Genomic DNA, 19129 nt, shown 5'->3' with positions numbered 1-19129 from the left:
CCGCGACCACTTTCACCGTGGTCGCAACACCTCTTTAGGCGGGGACGGCATACGCATGGACGAATGACACGGGTGATACACACGGGCGACACCCACCTGGGGTACCAGCAGTACCACGTCCCCGAGCGTCGTCAGGACTTCCTGGCGGCGTTCCGGCAGGTCGTCGACGACGCCATCGAGGACGGGGTCGACGCCGTCGTCCACGCCGGAGACCTGTTCCACGACCGTCGTCCCTCACTGACCGACATCATGGGGACGCTCTCGGTTCTCGAAGAACTCGACGACGCCGATATCCCGTTTCTCGCCGTCGTGGGAAACCACGAGGCAAAGCGGGACGCACAGTGGCTCGACCTCTACGAGTCCCTGGGGCTCGCGATCCGCTTGGACGACGAACCGACCGTCGTCGGCGATACGGCGTTCTACGGGCTCGATTTCGTCCCGCGGTCCCAGCGTGACTCCCTGGCGTACGAGTTCGCTCCCCACGACGCCGACCACGCCGCGCTCGTCACCCACGGGCTGTTCCAGCCGTTCGACTACGGCGACTGGGACGCCGAGGTCGTCCTGACCGAGTCCTCGGTGGCGTTCGACGCGCTTCTCTTGGGGGACAACCACGCGCCCGGCAAACAGAAAGTCGCCGACGCCTGGGTCACCTATTGTGGGTCCACCGAGCGCGCGAGCGCGAGCGAACGCGAGGACCGGGGGTACAACATCGTCACCTTCGACGGGGAGGTCCGGATCACCCGACGCGGGCTCGACACCCGGGAGTTCGTCTACGTCGACATCGACCTCGGTCCCGAAGAGGGGATCGACCGCGTGCGGAGCCAGGTCGGCCAGTACGACGTCAAGGACGCGGTCGTTATCGTGAGCATCGACGGCGACGGTGACCCCATCGCCCCGGCCAGCGTCGAGGAGTCCGCCCTCGATGCGGGTGCGCTGGTCGCCCGCGTCACGGACCACCGGGAGCTGGCGGCCGACACCGATGAGACAGACGTGAGCTTCGCCGACCCGGACGACGCCGTCGCCGAGCGGGTCCGGGAACTGGGCCTGAGCGAGGCCGCCCGCGACATCGACGAGACCATCCGGGCCTCGAAGGTGGCCGACGCGAACGTCACGTCGACGGTCGAACAGCGGGTCGGTGAACTGATCGAGGACGACCCCGAGGCACTGACTGCCGACGACGGGCCGAACGCGGCGGCGTCCGAGCCGACCGACGGGAGCGGACCGGAACAGCGCCGACCGGACGAATCGGACCCGGACAGTGCTCCGGCGGGCGGTTCGCCGGCTGACGCCGAGACACGGGACGGCGAGGATCAGTCGAGCATGGAGGAGTTCATCTGATGGAGGGGAAGCGATGAAGTTCCAGCGTGTCCGGCTGGAGAACTTCAAATGCTACGACGACGCCGATCTGCGGTTGTCCCCCGGCGTCACCGTCATCCACGGACTCAACGGCAGCGGGAAGTCCTCGCTGCTCGAGGGGTGTTTCTTCGCCCTCTACGGCGCGAGAGCGATCGACGAGACCCTCGGGGACGTGGTCACGCTGAGCGCCGACGACTGCACCGTCGATCTCTGGTTCACCCACGCCGGCGAGGAGTACCACCTGACCCGCCGGGTCCGAACGACCGGCGAGCGGGCGACGACCGCCAAGTGTGTCCTAGAAACGCCCACAGGGACCTTCGAGGGGGCGCGTGACGTGCGCGCTCGGATCACCGAACTCCTCCGGATGGACAGCGAGGCGTTCGTCAACTGCGCGTACGTCCGGCAGGGGGAGGTGAACAAGCTCATCAACGCCACTGCGAGCGACCGCCAGGACATGCTCGACGACCTCCTGCAACTCGGGAAACTGGAGACGTACCGCGAGCGGGCCAGCGACGCCCGAGTTGGCGTCGGTCGGGTTCGCGACGACAAACAGGGGGCGCTCTCGCAACTGGACGAACAGATCGCGGAGAAGGAAGCCGAGGACCTCCACGAGCGGCTCAACGGGCTAGAGACGGAACTCAACGAGGTCCAGTCCGACATCGAGCGCATCGAGGACCAACAGTCGACCGCCGAACAGACCCGCGATCAGGCCGAGTCCGTCCTCGACGAGTACGAGGAGAAACAGACCGAACTGGCGGAACTGACCGAGGAGATCGACTCCCTGGAGGCGACGATCACCGAGGCCGAAACCGAGCGAGAACAGCTCAAAGACAAGCTCTCCGGTCGCAAGAGCGATCGCGAATCACTACGAGCCGATCTCGACGAGCAGGTCGCTGCGACCGAACTCGACAGCGCCGGCCGGGAGGCCGCCACCGCCCGGATCGACGAGTTGGACGAACGGGGGGAGGAATTGCGGTCCCGAATCGAGAGCCAGAAGGTCGAAGCACAGAAACACAGCGGCGAGGCAGAGAGCCTGACCGAACAGGCCGAGGACCTGGCCTCGCGTGCGGAGACGAAACGCGAGACTGCCGCGGAACTGGAGACGGAACTGGCCGAGACGCGCGAGACCGTCGCCGAGCGACGCGAGAAGCTCTCGGAGATCGACGACGAGATCGAGGCGGTCGAGGCGACCTTCGAGGGAGCCGAGATCGACCGGGACGGGGTCGACGCCCACCGGGAGTCGGTCGCTACGGAACTGGCGGAGACCCGCCAGCGGGTGACCGAACTGGAGACGCGACTGGAGAACGAGCGCGCCTCGCTCGCCGAGGCCGAGGCGCTGTTGGAGGAAGGCAAATGCCCCGAGTGTGGTCAGGACGTCACGGGCTCACCCCACGTCGAGTCCATCGAGGACGATCGCGAGCGGATCGCCGACCTCGAAGCCGACCTGGCCGACGCTCGGGAGACGGTCGAGCGCCTGGAAGACGACCTCGAAGCGGCCGAGGAGCTGGCCGAGGCCGCCGACCGACTGGCACGGCTCCGCGACAACCGCTCGACGGTCGTCCAGTTGATCGAGGAGAAGGAGTCGGGGCTGGACGACGACGAGGAACGCGTCGACGAACTCCGAACGGACGCCGACGAGTTGGAGGCCGAGGCCGACGCGAAACGCGAGGCCGCCGAGGCGGCACGGGAACGGGCCGCGGAGTGTCGCTCGGTCATCGGGGAGTGCAACCAGGAACACCAGGCCGTCAAGGAGTCGATCGCACAGTTAGAGGCGGTACTGGAGCTACTGGACGGCATCGAAACCTGTGAGGACGACATCGAACAACTCCGTAGCCGGCGGTCACAGCTCGCCGAGGTCAACGACGAGCGCCGCGAGCGGCTGGCCGAGAAGCGCGAACGGAAACAGGAACTGGCCGAGGCAGTCGACGAGTCACGGGTCGCGGAGGCCCGCTCGGAGAAAGAGCGAGCCGAGGCGTACGTGGAGAAGGCCGAGGCGAAACTGGCAGAGTTGCGCGAACGCCGGGACGACCTCCAGAGCGCCATCGGCGGCGTCCGCTCCGAGCTTGACGAACTGGAGTCGCTGCGCGAGCGACGGGCATCGCTGGCCGGGACCCTCGACCGCCTGGAGCAGTTGTACGACGAAGCCGAACAGCTCCAGGAGATGTACGGGACGCTGCGGGCACAGCTCCGCCAGCGCAACGTCGAGACGCTCGAACGGATGCTCAACGAGACCTTCGAGTTGGTCTACCAGAACGACTCGTACTCCCACATCGAACTCGACGGGGAGTACGAACTGACCGTCTACCAGAAGGACGGCGACCCGCTGGAGCCCGAACAGCTTTCGGGGGGCGAACGCGCGCTGTTCAACCTCAGCCTGCGGTGTGCGATCTACCGACTGCTCGCGGAGGGGATCGAGGGGTCGGCACCGATGCCGCCGCTGATCCTCGACGAGCCGACGGTGTTCCTGGACTCGGGCCACGTCACCCGACTGCTCGACCTGATCGAGTACATGCGTGACGAGGTCGGCGTCGAACAGATCCTCGTGGTCAGCCACGACGACGAACTCGTCGGGGCCGCCGACGATCTGGTCCGGGTGGAGAAAGACGCGACCACGAACCGCTCGCGTGTCGAACGCGTCGAGGCGACCGTCGCCGAGTTGGTCTAACGGGCGTCGAGGGAAGCCAGGGCGTCGGCCGTCGTTTCGGTTGCGTCGTAGCCCCGCTGGCCGGCGACCGACGCCTCCGTGACCAGCCCGGCGGCACGGAACTCCCCGAGCAGGCCGTGGAGGTCGCTCTCACAGAGATCGTAGCTGTCCAGCAGATCCGTCACCGCGAGCGGCCCGCGGGCGTCGAGTTCCACGAGCAGTCCCAGCGAGCGGTCGTCGTGGGCTGCCGTGAGAAGCCGGCGGACCGGGTCTGACACTGCCGCTGCGGCGGTTTCCAGTGGTGACTCGCCCTCGGCGGGTTCGAGTCGGTCGTTGGGGACGTGCGTTCGCTCGCCGGTCTCGGGGTCTCTGACCAGACTCGCGTCGCTGGACCGTTTGAGCAACAGATAGCGCGTGCCCGACTCGTCGCGGACGGTTCGCATACGAGGCTGTAGCCGGGGTCGACGGTTAGCCGTTGTGTTCGGTCGGCTCCGTGCCGGGCGACACCGACTCGTCACTGTCGTCGCCGTCCGTATCCTCGTCACCGTCGTCTTCGTCCTCGCGGTCGTTCATGAACTGACGATAGCGGAAGTACCCGTAGGCAAAGGCGATAGCACCGACGAGAAACACCTGGACGCCACGGTCCGTCTGCCCCTCGAAGTAGATGATCATCGGGCCGACCGACAGCCCGAACAGCGCGACGTTGAACACGACGACGAGCTTCCAGAACAACCCGGAGATCTCGCTGGCGGAGCCGTCCCGCGGCGGCTCCGGTGCCGACGGTGCTTCAGGAATCGACGGCCCGAGGCTGTCGGGGTCGAACTCCTCGGGTTCGTGGACGCTCTTCTCGTTGACGACACTCGGGCCGGAATCCGAGTCGTCCTCGTCGGGGGGCAGGACCACGACCGTGCTACGGGAGCCCAGCGAAAAAGCGTTCCCGGTCTGTCGCGGTCGCTGGGCGGTCGGCTGGCTGTCAGGCCCCGCCGGGCTCCGAGCGCGCTTCAGTTGATCTCGTCCAGTGGCATCGTCACGTCCGACTGGAGCCACGCGAGCGGGTTCTGGGCGTCGTAGAACACTGTCCCGTTGTCCACCTCGTAGGTCTCCGTCGTCTGGATCGCGTCCGGGAGCGCCGGCTCCGAACGCAGTTGCTCCGACCGGTCCGCCTCGCCGTCTGGGGATGCGTGGTGCGACATGGGACTTCGTCGTCCGGTATGACACACCATAACATATACTTTCTGCCCACGACAATTTCGACCGCCGGTGTTTTCATCGGGCACCTCGAAGGAGGGCCAATGAGTGACGAGAGTCAGCGAGCCCTCGGGGATTTCACGGGAGGGAGCGCCAGCGATGACCGGCCGGCCGACGAGGCGGCAGCAGTCGCCGGGAACGACGACAGCCACGCGACCGTCGTCGACATCGACGAGCAGCAGTTCCCGGACGTCGAGGAGACTGTCGAGTTCGTCGTGACCCAGGTCGACTACACTGTCGAGGGACGGGGCGACGACGAGTTCCCCGTCGTCCACGTCTTCGGCCGGACCGACGACAACGAGGCCGTCCACGCCGAGATCTACGAGTTCAAGCCGTACTTCTACGCGCCCGCGTCGTCGGTCTCGCCCGACCAACTCCGCCAGTACGACCGCATCACCGGCTGGGAGGAGACCGACGCCGACGGGGAGCCCTACGAGTCGATCCGGGGCGAACGACTGGTCAAGATCTTCGGACAGACCCCACGGGACGTGGGCCAGATGCGGGACGACTTCGATCACTACGAGGCGGACATCCTCTTCCCCAACCGCCTGCTCATCGACAAGGACATCACCAGCGGCGTCCGCGTGCCGGCCCGCGAGAGCGAGGACGGGAGCCTGACGGTCCACCACAGCGAGGTCGAACCCGTCGAGGCCAGTGCCGACCCGCGGGTCAACACCTTCGACATCGAGGTCGACGACCGTTCGGGCTTTCCGGAAGACGGCGAGGAGCCGATCATCTGTCTCACCTCCCACGACTCCTACGACGACGAGTACATCGTCTGGCTGTATCAGTCGCCCGAAGGTGTCGACGGCCCCGAAGCGCTGGCCGGCTACGACCCGATCGGCGACGACGGCCTCGACGTCGACGTCAGGATCTTCGAACGGGAGGAGGCGATGCTGGAGGCGTTCGTCGACTACATCGTCGGGACCGATCCCGACGTGCTGACGGGGTGGAACTTCGACGACTTCGACGCACCGTACCTGCTGGACCGGCTCGATGAACTCCGGAGTTTCGACCACGACTACGACCTCGACATCGACCGCCTCTCGCGGGTCGACGAGGTCTGGCGCAGCGACTGGCAGGGGCCGGACATCAAGGGCCGGGTCGTCTTCGACCTCCTGTATGCCTACAAACGCACGCAGTTCACCGAACTGGAGTCCTACCGCCTGGACGCCGTCGGCGAACAGGAGCTCGGCGTCGGCAAGGAACGGTACGCCGGCGACATCGGCGATCTCTGGGAGGACGACCCCGAGCGCCTGCTGGAGTACAACCTCCGTGACGTGGAACTCTGTGTCGAACTCGACCGCGAACAGGACATCGTCGATTTCTGGGACGAGGTCCGTACCTTCGTCGGCTGTAAGCTCGAAGACGCGACCACTCCCGGCGACGCCGTCGACATGTACGTCCTGCACAAACTCCACGGGGAGTTCGCACTCCCCTCGAAAGGCCAGCAGGAGAGCGAGGACTACGAGGGCGGAGCAGTCTTCGATCCGATCACCGGCGTTCGGGAGAACGTCACGGTACTGGATCTGAAGTGCTTCAGTGGCGATACCGAGGTGATGACACCCGACGGGCCGAAGAACATACGAGAAGTCGACCGAGGCGACGAAGTGTACACGCTGAACCCTGACACGTTCGAGTGCGAGGTGAAACCGGTCGAGGAAACTCACCAATACCCGAACAAATACGGAGAGCTACACCATCTGTCGGGGAACACGCACGATTTCAAGGTAACCGAAAACCATCGGCTACTATACTCGAAAGAGCGACGGTGGGACGAACAAGAACCGAGTGATTTCGAACTTACTGAGTATCGTGAGATTCCGGACTACGAGCGGTTCGCATTCCCGCAGCACGAACCAGTGGAGGGTCGTTCTCCGGAGCAGTTCAGTCTGTTAACCGAGGTAGATGACGGCCACGTCGTCGTGTACACGGATGACGACCTTCGCGTGTTCAGGAGCGCAGTGCCGGAATCGGTGCGTGAATCGTTGGATCTGGTTCACGGATCGTCCGCAACCATGGGTATCCAGAAATCGGTCGGGAAGTATCTCGTTCCGCTTTCGGTCTATCGTGAACACCGGGCAGTCATCGACGAACACGCTGACGATGTCTTCCTCAAGTACGGACCTCAGCATCGGGAAACGCCACGGACGTTCGACATGGCCGACTGGCTCGAACTGATGGGCTGGTTCGTCACGGAAGGGAGTACCGACCGAGCCAACGGTCGACTGACGATCCATCAGAGCGGTGAGACTGACCGTCGGGCAATTGCGGACCTACTCGACCGGATGGGGGTCAACTACAACACGGACGAACGTGGTGTGAATATCTCGAACCAGTATCTCCTCGACTGGTTCGCCGAACACTGCGGAGAGGGGTACGCAAACAAGCGCTTGCCGGATTGGGTCTTCGAACTGGACGGAGAGGTCCTGACAGGTCTCCTGGAAACGATGATTCGCGGAGACGGAAGTCGGGCGAACTCCGGGCTTGGCAAGTTCTGGACGAAGAGCACGTACTTACGGGACGCAGTCGCCGATATCGCCGTCCGGTGCGGACACAAGCCGACGGTCTCCGAACAGTCGGATGGGACCTATTACGTCTCCGTCGGAAAACAGGGCTCATTTAAGAAATCGACAAACGCAACGGTCGAAGACCACGACGGTGACGTGTTCTGTATCACAGCCAAGGACAATCACGTCGTGCTCGCGGGCCGGAACGGCAATTTCCAGTGGATCGGACAGTCGCTGTACCCGATGTGCATGGTGACGACCAACGCCAGCCCGGAGACCAAGGTGGACCCCGAGCGCTACGACGGCGAGACCTACCGCGCTCCCAACGGGACCCACTTCCGGAAGGAGCCGGACGGCGTCATCCGGGAGATGGTCGACGAACTCCTGACGGAGCGGGAAGAGAAGAAGGAGCGTCGGAACGCGTTCGATCCCGATAATCCGGAGTACGAGCGCTTAGACCGGCAACAAGCGGCAGTGAAGGTGATCATGAACTGCTTTACGCCGGACACGGACGTACTAACGCCCGACGGCGTTCGGAACATCCGGGACCTCGAAATCGGCGACGAAGTGTACTCGCTCGATCCCGAGACGATGGAAATGGAGGTCAAACCGGTCGTCGAAACCCAGGCGTATCCGGAGTATGGTGGCGACCTCGTCGACATCGAGACGAGCAAGATCGACTTCCGCGTGACACCGAACCATCGGATGCTCGTCCGGAAAAACGAGACGAACGGCATCACCGAGGACGAATACTCCTTCGTCGAGGCCGGTGACTTGGACGATGCGACCAACTACGAACTCCCACACGACTGGGACGGACCAGACGGTGAGCCACTCCAGACGGTCGATCTCACGGACTACGTAGAGGACTACCAAATCTGGGTCCGACCATCGGTCCACGGCCACACCTTCGCCACCGAACTCGGGTATTACCCCGACAAAGTCCTGAAAAACGACATCGGCGAGGAAGGGTACGTCTTCAGTCCGAACGAGTTCGAACACCACCGCGAATATATCGAAGAGGTTGCTGAGACGACGTTTGTCCACACCGAGGCGGGGCGGAAGTGGATTCCACGAACGTTCGAGGGTGGCGACTTCCTAGAGTTGCTCGCGTGGTACATCACCGAAGGAAACGTCTATACCCCCGAGACCAAGCAGTTCGGGGAGAAAAAACGCGGCTCATCAACAAGTGTCAATATCGCACAACAAGCACTGACCGACGGCGGACAGTCGACACACGCTGATATCGGTGACCTGCTCGACCGGATGGGACTGGACTACTACGTCGACGATCAGAGCTATCAGTTCACCTCGAAACTTTTCGGTGACCTGCTTCGGGACCTCTGTGGGGGCGATAGCTTCGAGAAGCGTATCCCCGAGTTCGTCTTCGAACTGAGCCGGCGGCAGAAACAGCGCTTCCTCGACACACTCGTCGCTGGTGACGGCGACCGACAGCAGGGGTCCTGGCCATACACGACCGCAAGCGATCGACTCCGAGACGACGTACTCCGCCTCTGTACTCACCTCGGACTGACCGCGAACTACAACCACGATAGCGGCTCCTGGCGGATCTACGTCACCGAGGAGAGCAAGAACACGCTCCGAATGCACCGGAGTAGCTCCCGGAGTACGGCCGAGAACGGTGTTTACTGTGCCACTGTTGCGGATAACCACACACTACTGGCCGGTCGCAACGGTACGTTCCAGTTCGTCGGCCAGTCCCTCTACGGCGTGTTGGGATGGGACCGGTTCCGCCTCTACGACAAGGAGATGGGCGCAGCCGTCACCGCCACCGGTCGGGACGTCATCGATTACACCGACGAAGTCGTCGAAAACGAGGGGTATGAGGTCGTATACGGGGACACCGACTCCGTCATGTTACAATTAGGGCAGGTCACTCCCGAAGACGTCAACGGCGGCGTCGAAATCACCGACAGCATGCGGGAGAAACATCCCGAGATGGACGAGTCGGAGTTAGAGACCATCGCCGCGACGATCCAGAAGGGCTTCGAGCTAGAGGAGACGATCAACGACTCCTACGACGAGTTCGCGCTCGAAGAACTCAACGCCGAGTTCCACCGGTTCGAAATCGAGTTCGAGAAACTCTACCGGCGGTTCTTCCAGGCGGGCAAGAAGAAACGCTACGCCGGCCACATCGTCTGGAAGGAGGGCAAGGACGTCGACGACATCGACATCACCGGGTTCGAGTACCAGCGGTCGGACATCGCGCCGATCACCAAACGAGTCCAGAAGGAAGTCATCGACCGGATCGTCCACGGGGAGGACGCCGAGTCGATCAAGGAGTACGTCGGCGAGGTGATCGAGGACTACCAGGCCGGAAACGTCGATCTCGACGACGTGGGTATCCCAGGTGGCATCGGGAAGAAACTGGACAACTACGACACCGACACGGCACAGGTCAGGGGCGCGAAGTACGCAAATCTCCTGTTGGGGACGAACTTCCAGAGCGGGTCGAAACCGAAGCGGCTCTACCTGGATCGGGTCCACTCGGACTTCTTCGAGCGTATCGAGGCCGAGCAGGGGCTGGACCCGGCACAGGACCCGCTGTACGGGGAGTTCCGCCGGGACCCGGACGTAATCTGTTTCGAGTACGCCGACCAGGTGCCCGAGGAGTTCGAGGTCGACTGGGACAAGATGCTCGACAAGACGCTGAAAGGCCCGATCGCCCGGATCCTCGAAGCCCTGGACATCTCCTGGGAGGAGGTCAAGAGCGGCCAGGAACAGACCGGGCTCGGCCAGTTCATGTAGCCTCGGTCAGAGCGATTATAACGACGGCTGACGACGGGACCGTAGATGGTCGAACCCGACGACGAGACTCCCCGAGTGGGCGGTACCGACGACCGGTCGATCTACGAGCGGGCGCTGGGTGAGGAGTTCACGGCGCTGCACCCGAAGGTCCAGGAGCGGTTCGGGTTCACGAGCGCCGACGGCGTGGCCTGTATCGGCCGCGGGACCATGGAGTACGTCCGGAACGGCGGGCCACACCTGCTCCCGTTCCTGTGGTTCGGTGCGACACACAACACGATGTTCCCCGAAGAGAACACCGCTGTCCCGTTCACGATCCGGAACTACGCCTACGAGGACGCGTTCGGCCGGGAGACGGTGACGTGGCTGCGGCGGTTCGATATGCCTCGGCGCCGACGGTTCGACGCCGCGATGATCTACAGCGAAGATCGCGACCGGATCATCGACTATCTGGGAACGCGTCATCACCTCGCGGTCGACATCGACCTGGCCGTGAGCGACCGGGGCGGCATCGAGATCACGACCGGGCCACAGCGGTTGTACGCAGTCGGGACCTGCGTACCGTTGCCGCTGGCGCTCTCCGCGCAAGCGACCGTCCACGAGTGGTACGACGACGAGACCGAACAGTTCCGCATCGCCGTGACCGTGACGAACCCGCTGGTCGGGCTCGTCTTCGAGTACCGCGGCTCCTTCGAGGTCGAGTGGATCGACTGCGAAGCGGTGCCGGACGCCGTTCGGCCGGTGTCACCGACCGCCGGCGAGTGACCGCTCCGGGTCCGACCGGCGGACGGCCGTGGTTCCGGACCGGTCGAACGGAATTTTCCATATCCGAATATCGCTTTTCGATTCGGAAAAGGAAGCGTAGAAACTCGAAACTATTATCAGCGTCACGCCCTACCTTTCGGTTGACCTAAGAGACCACCATGGCAATACTCGAAATCAACAATCTCCACGCGGAAGTCGCAGAAGAGGGCGGTGAAACGATCCTTCGCGGTGTCGACCTCGAAGTCGAGTCGGGCGAGATCCACGCGCTGATGGGACCCAACGGCTCGGGGAAATCGACAACAGCGAAGATTATCGCCGGCCACCCGGCCTACGAGGTCACCGACGGCGAGGTCCTTCTCCATCTCGAGGACAACGAGTTCGGCAACGAGGTCGACATCCCCGACGACCTGCGTACCTGGGAACTGCTCGATCTAGAACCCAACGAGCGGGCCGCACTGGGCATCTTCCTGGGCTTCCAGTACCCCGCGGAGATCGAGGGCGTCACGATGGTGAACTTCCTGCGAACGGCACTCAACGCCAAACTCGAAGAACGCGAGGAACTCTTCGAGGACGAGGACGAAGCCGAGGCAGACGGCGAGGACACCAACGAGGACGCCGCCGGCTACGACACCTCGCCGATGGAAGGCAACGTCGAAGAGGGCGAGATCGGCGTCGCCGAGTTCCAGGAGATCCTCCAGGAGAAGATGGAGCAACTGGACATGGACGAGAAGTTCGCCTCCCGCTATCTCAACGCCGGCTTCTCCGGCGGGGAGAAAAAGCAAAACGAGGTCCTCCAGGCCGCGATCCTCGAACCGTCGATCGCCGTGCTCGACGAGATCGACTCCGGGCTGGACATCGACCGTCTGCAGGACGTCTCCAACGGGATCAACGCGCTCCGTGACGAGCAGGGCGCGGGTATCCTCCAGATCACCCACTACCAGCGCATCCTCGACTACGTCGAGCCCGACCACGTCCACGTGATGCTCGACGGCAAGATCGCAAAGAGCGGCGGCGCGGAGCTGGCCGAGAAGCTCGAAGACGAGGGCTACGACTGGGTCCGCGAGGAAGTCTACGAGGCCGCGTAACGCCCATCAGTCTACACCACCAAATCAACCTATGAGTTCAGATCAAGACCATCTCAAAGAGACCGACACCGAAGCCCGTTTCGAGTTCAAGAAGGAGGAAAACGCCGCCTTCGAGACCGAGAAGGGCCTCACCGAGGAGACCGTCCGAATCATCTCCGAAGACAAGGACGAGCCCGAATGGATGCTCCAGCGCCGTCTGCGCGCCCTGGAGCAGTTCCAGGAGATGCCGATGCCGACTGGCTGGCCCGGAGCGCCCGACCTCTCGGAAGTCGACATCGCCGACATCGTCCCCTACATCCGCCCGGACATCGAGACCCGAGGCGGCGCCGAAAACTGGGAAGACCTCCCCGAAGAGATTCAGGACACCTTCGACAAACTAGGCATCCCGGAAGCCGAGAAGAACGCCCTCTCGGGCGTAGGCGCCCAGTACGAGTCGGAGATCGTCTACCAGAACATGCAGGAACAGTGGGAGGAGAAAGGCGTCATCTTCTGTGACATGGACAAGGCCGTCCAAGAGCACGAAGAACTCGTCAAGGAACACTTCATGACGAAGTGTGTCCCCCCGAGCGACAACAAGTTCGCCGCGCTCCACGGTGCCGTCTGGTCCGGCGGGTCGTTCGTCTACATCCCCGAGGACACGACGGTCAACATGCCCGTCCAGGCGTACTTCCGGATGAACAGCGAAGGCATGGGCCAGTTCGAGCACACGCTCATCATCGCCGAGGACAACTCCGAGGTCCACTACATCGAGGGCTGTTCGGCTCCGAAGTACTCGGCGTTTAACCTCCACAGCGGTGGCGTCGAGGTCTTCGTCGGCGAGAACGCCCACGTCCAGTACTCCACAGTGCAAAACTGGTCGAAGAACACCTACAACCTCAACACCAAACGCGCCATCTGCGAGGCCGACGGGACGATGGAGTGGGTCTCGGGCTCGATGGGCTCGAAGGCCACGATGCTCTACCCGTCGACGGTCCTCAAGGGGCCGGGCGCGACGGACAACCACATCACCATCGCCTTCGCTGGCGAGGGCCAGGACATCGACACCGGCGCGAAGGTCTACCACAACGCGCCCAACACCAAATCGACGATCGAGTCCAAGTCCATCAGCAAGGACGGCGGCCGGACGAACTACCGCGGACTGGTCCACATCGCCGACGGCGCCGAGGGTTCCTCGACGTCTGTCGAGTGTGACGCGCTGATGTTCGACAACGAGTCCACCTCGGACACGATGCCGTACATGGAGATCCAGGAGTCGGACGTCGACGTTGCCCACGAGGCGACCGTCGGCAAGATCGGCGACGAGGATGTCTTCTACCTCCAGAGCCGCGGCCTGGACGACGACGACGCAAAGCAGATGATCGTCGCCGGCTTCATCGAGCCGATCACGGAGGAGCTACCGATCGAGTACGCGGTCGAACTGAACCGCCTCATCGAACTGGAGATGGAGGGTTCGCTCGGATAACAATGAGCACGCAGGTACACGCGACACTGACAGCGGAGCAAGTCGAGCAGATCTCGGCCGATCTGGACGAGCCCGAGTGGCTGCTGGAGACGCGGCTGGCGGCGTTCGAGGCGCTCGAAGACCTGGAGATGCCCGACGTCATCCAGACACCGGGCCGCAAGTGGACGAACCTCGACGCCTTAGACTACGAGACGCTGGTCGACCCCCTGGAGTACGCACAGGACAAGGACCGGGTCGACGCCGAAGGCGTCGACGTCCTCTCGTGGGCCGAGGCACTCGACGAACACGGCGACCTGATCGAGGACCACTTCGGCAGCGTCGTCAATCCCCACCGGGACTACCTCACGGCGCTGTCGACGGCGCTGTTCTCGGCCGGGACCGTCGTCTACGTCCCCGAGGGCGTCGACGCCGAGGACGTGAAGATCCGGACGACGATGAACAGCCGGTCGCTGTTCAACTACACGCTCGTCGTCGCCGAGGACTCCTCGTCGGTGACGATTCTGGAGCGCCAGACCACCGGCGAGGACGTCGAAAGCGAGGCACGAAGCGCCTCGGATGTGAGCGGTGAAACCGCGAGCGAGCGGTACTACTCCGGCGTCGTCGAGGCCGTCACGGGCGAGAACGCCTACGTCCAGTACGGCACGCTCCAGAACCTCTCGGAGGAGACCTACAACTACCAGGTCAAGCGCGGCCACGCCGGGACCTACAGCACCGTCGACTGGATCGACGGCAACATCGGCTCCCGGCTGACCAAGAGCAACGTCGAGACCCGACTGCTGGGCGACTCCAGCGAGTCACAGATCGTCGGTGCCTTCTTCGGCCACGATGACCAGCACTTCGACATCGCGAGCCGAGTCTGGCACGAGGCCGAACACACCGTCGCCGACCTCGTGACCCGCGGCGTGCTGGACGACCAGGCCCGCTCGGTCTACGAGGGCGTCCAGGACGTGGGCACCGAGGCCTGGGACACCTCCTCCTACCAGCGTGAGAACACACTGATGCTGAGCGACGAGTCCGAGGCCGACGCCTCGCCGAAACTCATCATCAACAACCACGACACCGAGGCCTCCCACTCCGCGACGGTCGGGCAGGTCGACGAGGAGGACATGTTCTACATGACCTCCCGCGGTGTCGACCCCGAGCGCGCGAAGAACATGCTCGTGGAAGGGTTCTTCGTCCCCGTCCTCGACGAGGTCGCGGTCGACGAACTCCGCGACGACCTGGACGACCTGATCGTCCAGCGACTCACCCAGTAACCCGACCCGCAATCGCGGTTTTCTGTCGCTGTCGTTGTGCCAGCAGTTCGCTCTCCGCAGTCGAGTGGCCGTCCCGAGCCGTTCTGCGGTCCGTTAGGGTACCCCCTTATCCACGTTCGGCCCCACGTCTCGGACGCGATGAGCGAATCCAACTACGCGCTCCAGGCACGGTTCGAAGCGAAACCTGACAAGACCGAGGCGGTCGCCGAGTTCCTCGACTCCGCGCTCCCACAGGCCGAGGCCGAGGCGGGGACGACGACGTGGTTCGCGCTCCGACTCGACGAGACGACGTTCGGCATCTTCGATACGTTCCCCGACGAGGACGGTCGGCAGGCACACCTCGACGGCGAGATCGCGGCCGAACTGATGGAGCGGGCCGACGAACTGTTCGTCGAGGGGCCAGAGATCGACGAGATCGAAGTCCTCGCCGCGAAACACGCCTGACACAGACGCTTCCGGACCGCCGGAGACTGCGTCCGACCACAACGACGATATCCGTGCCGCGTCTCCCCAGACGTATGCCCTTCGAGACGCCGGATCTGCTCGGGCCGTCCGAGACCGTGCCCGAGCGACTGGAACGGGAGCAGTTTCTGCTCCGTCCGCTGACGCCCGACGATGCCACTCTCGATTACGACGCGGTGACCGAGAGCGGCGAGCGGCTACACGGGACGTTCGGCCCGGACGACGAGTGGCCGACGGGGCTCTCGGAGACGCAAAACCGCGTCGACGTCTGCTGGCACTACAAGGAACACCAGCGGCGGGACGCGTTCACCTACGGGGCGTTCGACACCGAGGGAACGGTCGAACTGGGCTGTCTGTACGTGCAGCCGACGACGGTGACCGAGTACGACGCGGCGGTATACTACTGGGTTTCCGACGCCGCGATCGAGCGCGGCCACACCGACGAGATCGAGACGGCCTGCAGGGAGTGGATCGCGACCGCGTGGCCGTTCGAGCGCGTCGCCTATCCCGGTCGGGAGATCCCCTGGGAAGAGTGGCCGCCCGCGGGGACCGACGGGCAGTAGTGACGCGGCGGATCAGTCCCAGTGGGACTTGTCGCCGTGGAGCCAGACGTAGTCGTAGGGGTCGAGCAGGAACGTGACGCCGCCGTCCTCGACGTGGTAGCCGCCCGGACCGAGTTCCTTCGTGGTGTCGGCGTCGGGGACCTCCCACTGGAGGACCGACTCGCGGTAGTCGCCGGCGAAGTTGTGTGCGAAGATGAACGCCGTGTCGTCGGTGTCGACCCGGTGGACCATCACGTCCTTGTGGCCCGTCTCGGCGATGTGGAAGTCGCCGTCGGTGATCACGGGGTGTTCCTGGCGCGTCTCGACGATGCGCTGGACCTGTGAGAGCAGCGAGTCTGGGTCGCCCTGTTGCTCGGCGACGTTGATCTCCTCGTAGCTGAACTCGTTGCCGACCATCGGCGGGTTGTAACAGTCCTCGCGGTCGGCCGTCGAGAAGCCGCCGTTCTCGCTGTCGTCCCACTGCATCGGCGTGCGGACCGACTCCCGCTCTTCGAGCCAGAGGTCCGAACCAATCCCGATCTCGTCGCCGGAGAGGATCACCGGCGTGCCCGGATACGAGAGCAGGAGGCTGTGGGCCATCGCGATGCGGTCGTGGTCACCGTCGAGCAGATCTGCCAGCCGGAGCCGGTGCCCACGGCCGAAGATCCAGGAGGAGCCGTCCTCGGGACCGAAGTGCTCCCGGGCGTGTTCGAGCGCCTCCTGTGGCAGTTTCAGGAGGTTCCACTCGTCGTGGTTACGGAGGAAGTTCGCCCACTGTCCCACGTGGGAAATATCGGGGAGGATCTCGTCCGCCCGGTGGAGCGGCCAGGTGTCTCTGACCCCCAGCCCGTAGACCATGTGGGCGTTCAGGACGAAGTTGAACATCAGGTCGAAGGCGTTGCCGTCGGCGAAGTAGTAGTCCAGTTCGTCGGGCTGGTCGTCGGCCTCGGCCAGCAGGACGGCGTGGTCTTTCTCGGCCCGGACGACGTCTTTCATCTCCTCGAAAATCCAGACGCCTTCCGTCGTTCCGTTGTGCCCCTTCGCCTGGAGCATCGGGTGGGCAGCGTCGATCCGGAAGCCGTCTGCCCCCTGATCGAGCCAGAACCGCAGGACATCGTACATCTCGTCGCGGACCGCCGGGTTCGCGACGTTGAGGTCGGGCTGATGATGGTAGAACTGGTGGAAGTAGTGTTTGCCGGCGACATCGTCGTAGGTCCAGACGCCGTCCTCGTACTCGGGGAAGATGTTGACGGTGTTGTAGGCGTCGTCGACGTGGCTGGTCCAGAGGTAGTAGTCGTGATACTTCGATTCGGGGTCCTCGCGGGCCTTCTGGAACCACTCGTGATCCGTGGAGGTGTGGTTGAAGACGAGGTCGGTCAGGACCTTGATGTCTCGCTCGTGGGCCTTCTCGGCGAACTCGCGGAAGTCCGCCAGCGACCCCAGTCGGTCGTCGACGTCGCGGTACCCGGCCACGTCGTAGCCGTTGTCACGGAGCGGGCTGGGGTAAAACGGGCGCAGCCACAGACAATCGACGCCCAGTTCGTCGATATAATCCAGTTTCTCGATGAGTCCCTGGAAGTCGCCCCAGCCGTCGCCGTTGCTGTCGTTGAACGTCTTCACGTCGAGCGTGTAGATCACGGCGTCTTCGTGCCAGCCTGGGTCGGTCATCTCTTGGCCTACATCACCGTTGCCCGGATAGTGAGCGTTTCGACTCGGTCGGTGTGAGCAATCCATCGGTTCGGGGTATCCAGCTACCGAGTCCCCACAACCAAGCACACGAGATCCATCGAGCGATCGGCCTGTTCGACGGTGACAGTCGAATCACGAACCCGTAAACCGAATCCGACAGGGAACGGCTTAAGTCGACGCCCACCCGAGAGGCGAACATGACTGTTTCGGCACGTGACTACTGGCCGGAGGGATCGCCGTGAGCCTCCAGGCACCGATCGCCTCCGACCACCAGCTCACCCGGCTCCTCCAGATCGGCGTGGTCCTCGAAGAAGTCGTCGAGGCACGCTCGCACAAGCACGCCCAGGCCAGCGACGAACCGCTCGATCCGGCGGTCGCGGAGTTGCTGGACCACGCCGTCGCCGAGTCGGCCGACCACCGCCAACGCCTCGAACGCCTCGTCGAGGAACTGAACGCCGACACTGTTCCGTTCGACGACATCGAGACGCTCGTCGAGGCCCAGTACGAGACCGACGAGGAGTTCGACGGCATCCTCTACGACCAGTTGTGCAACGAAGAGACCGCCTACAAGTTCTACGACGATCTGATCGAGGCGATCGAGACCTCCGACGTGGAGTTTAGCATCGACCGAGAGCGGCTGTTGACAGTACTCAAAGAGATCCGCGAAGAAGAGGCCGAGGGCGTCGAAGACGTAACAGAGTTGATGGAGGACCACGGATGAACACCCAAGCTCAGTACCTGAAAGCGATCTATCTTGTCCAGGACCAGTCCGACGGTCCAGCATCGACCGGCGACGTCGCCGACCTACTCGACGTGAGTCCCGCCAGCGCAAACGAGATGATCGGGAAACTCGAAGATCGGGGCCTCCTAGAGCACGAGAAGTACAAGGGAGTCGACCTTACCGACAAAGGTATCAAACAGGCCCGGGACGCGCTCCAGAACTACTGTATCATCGAACGGTTCCTCGTCGAGGTGCTCGAAGTCGAGGAGTTCAGGACCGAGGCAAAGCAACTGGAGGGAGTCATCGACGAGACGGTCGCCGAACGCCTCGATACGATCATCGATCGGGAACCGCAGTGTCCCGACTGTTTCAGCGCGGAGGAGGACGTCTGTGGACTGCTGGAGACGGAAGCCGAGGTCATCAGCGACTGACTCGAAGCGTTCAAGTGCGTTCCGGGGATTGTTTCGCTTGTCAAGCAGCGAAGTCCCGTGGTGTAGTGGCCAATCATAAGGGCCTTTGGAGACGTTCGGTTTCGACCGGGCGTCGAGGACAGCCCTTGACGGCGGTTCGAATCCGCCCGGGACTATTTTGCGGCGAGCAGTCCCGCGAGCCGAAAGCATCGT

The 19129-nt window shown here is 63.6% G+C and carries 15 protein-coding genes and 1 tRNA gene; 12 read left to right on the top strand and 4 right to left on the bottom strand.

The window, feature by feature from the left end; genetic code table 11:
* The first annotated feature begins 63 nt into the window (after nt 1-63).
* Both mre11 and rad50 read left to right on the top strand, forming a co-directional pair.
* Nucleotides 64-1338 carry a DNA double-strand break repair protein Mre11 gene (gene mre11 / locus VJ109_RS11160; protein ID WP_324756752.1) on the top strand — a complete coding sequence of 425 codons (1275 nt, stop codon included), beginning with the start codon at nt 64-66 and terminating at the stop codon, nt 1336-1338.
* 13 nt (nt 1339-1351) lie between these two features.
* Entirely contained in the window at nt 1352-4021 is a 2670-nt protein-coding gene (gene rad50 / locus VJ109_RS11155; protein ID WP_324756750.1) for a DNA double-strand break repair ATPase Rad50, read from the top strand.
* Here rad50 and VJ109_RS11150 read toward each other — a convergent pair.
* From VJ109_RS11150 to VJ109_RS11140, 3 genes are all read right to left on the bottom strand, one after another.
* Nucleotides 4018-4443: a DUF7346 family protein gene (locus tag VJ109_RS11150; protein WP_324756748.1), complete on the bottom strand. Its 426-nt coding sequence runs from the start codon at nt 4441-4443 to the stop codon at nt 4018-4020. The genes rad50 and VJ109_RS11150 overlap by 4 nt on opposite strands.
* Nucleotides 4444-4468: 25 nt before the next feature.
* Entirely contained in the window at nt 4469-4903 is a 435-nt protein-coding gene (locus VJ109_RS11145) for a DUF7322 domain-containing protein (RefSeq protein WP_324756747.1), read from the bottom strand.
* Nucleotides 4904-5001: 98 nt separating this feature from the next.
* Complete coding sequence (locus tag VJ109_RS11140; RefSeq protein WP_276222740.1) at nt 5002-5193, bottom strand: DUF7331 family protein; 192 nt, start codon at nt 5191-5193, stop codon at nt 5002-5004.
* 99 nt (nt 5194-5292) lie between these two features.
* On the opposite strand from VJ109_RS11140, the gene VJ109_RS11135 reads away from it, so the two are divergent.
* The 7 genes from VJ109_RS11135 (at nt 5293) to VJ109_RS11105 (ending at nt 16117) form a co-directional block, all read left to right on the top strand.
* The gene (locus VJ109_RS11135; RefSeq protein ID WP_324756745.1) at nt 5293-10527 is read left to right on the top strand and encodes a DNA polymerase domain-containing protein; all 5235 of its coding nucleotides are present in this window, start codon (nt 5293-5295) and stop codon (nt 10525-10527) included.
* A 45-nt stretch (nt 10528-10572) separates the two neighbouring features.
* Nucleotides 10573-11289 carry a DUF4166 domain-containing protein gene (locus VJ109_RS11130; protein ID WP_324756743.1) on the top strand — a complete coding sequence of 239 codons (717 nt, stop codon included), beginning with the start codon at nt 10573-10575 and terminating at the stop codon, nt 11287-11289.
* 158 nt (nt 11290-11447) lie between these two features.
* Nucleotides 11448-12374: an ABC transporter ATP-binding protein gene (locus tag VJ109_RS11125; RefSeq protein WP_324756742.1), complete on the top strand. Its 927-nt coding sequence runs from the start codon at nt 11448-11450 to the stop codon at nt 12372-12374.
* Between the two features lie 31 nt (nt 12375-12405).
* Nucleotides 12406-13836 (top strand): Fe-S cluster assembly protein SufB, encoded by a 1431-nt coding sequence (sufB, locus tag VJ109_RS11120; protein ID WP_324756741.1) that lies wholly within the window; start codon nt 12406-12408, stop codon nt 13834-13836.
* A 2-nt stretch (nt 13837-13838) separates the two neighbouring features.
* Nucleotides 13839-15092, top strand: coding sequence for a Fe-S cluster assembly protein SufD (gene sufD / locus VJ109_RS11115; RefSeq protein ID WP_324756740.1), 1254 nt, complete (start codon nt 13839-13841; stop codon nt 15090-15092).
* Between the two features lie 138 nt (nt 15093-15230).
* Nucleotides 15231-15536, top strand: coding sequence for a putative quinol monooxygenase (locus VJ109_RS11110; RefSeq protein WP_324756738.1), 306 nt, complete (start codon nt 15231-15233; stop codon nt 15534-15536).
* Nucleotides 15537-15610: 74 nt separating this feature from the next.
* Nucleotides 15611-16117, top strand: a complete 507-nt coding sequence (locus tag VJ109_RS11105; protein WP_324756737.1) for a hypothetical protein — start codon at nt 15611-15613, stop codon at nt 16115-16117.
* Between the two features lie 12 nt (nt 16118-16129).
* On the opposite strand, the gene VJ109_RS11100 is transcribed toward VJ109_RS11105, so the two are convergent.
* The gene (locus VJ109_RS11100) at nt 16130-17764 is read right to left on the bottom strand and encodes an alpha-amylase family protein (RefSeq protein ID WP_324756735.1); all 1635 of its coding nucleotides are present in this window, start codon (nt 17762-17764) and stop codon (nt 16130-16132) included.
* Nucleotides 17765-18023: 259 nt separating this feature from the next.
* On the opposite strand from VJ109_RS11100, the gene VJ109_RS11095 reads away from it, so the two are divergent.
* The 3 genes from VJ109_RS11095 (at nt 18024) to VJ109_RS11085 (ending at nt 19092) form a co-directional block, all read left to right on the top strand.
* Entirely contained in the window at nt 18024-18506 is a 483-nt protein-coding gene (locus VJ109_RS11095; RefSeq protein ID WP_324756734.1) for a ferritin family protein, read from the top strand.
* Nucleotides 18503-18937, top strand: a complete 435-nt coding sequence (locus tag VJ109_RS11090; protein WP_276222752.1) for a metal-dependent transcriptional regulator — start codon at nt 18503-18505, stop codon at nt 18935-18937. The genes VJ109_RS11095 and VJ109_RS11090 overlap by 4 nt, the downstream gene beginning before the upstream one ends.
* A gap of 51 nt (nt 18938-18988) precedes the next feature.
* Nucleotides 18989-19092, top strand: a tRNA-Gln gene (locus tag VJ109_RS11085).
* Nucleotides 19093-19129: the final 37 nt, after the last annotated feature.

The sequence above is a fragment of the Haloarcula montana genome, assembly GCF_035666295.1.
In the GTDB taxonomy this organism is placed as follows: domain Archaea; phylum Halobacteriota; class Halobacteria; order Halobacteriales; family Haloarculaceae; genus Haloarcula; species Haloarcula montana.
The sequence above is the reverse complement of the archived record's forward strand: the minus strand, read 5'-3'. Positions and strand labels throughout refer to the sequence as shown.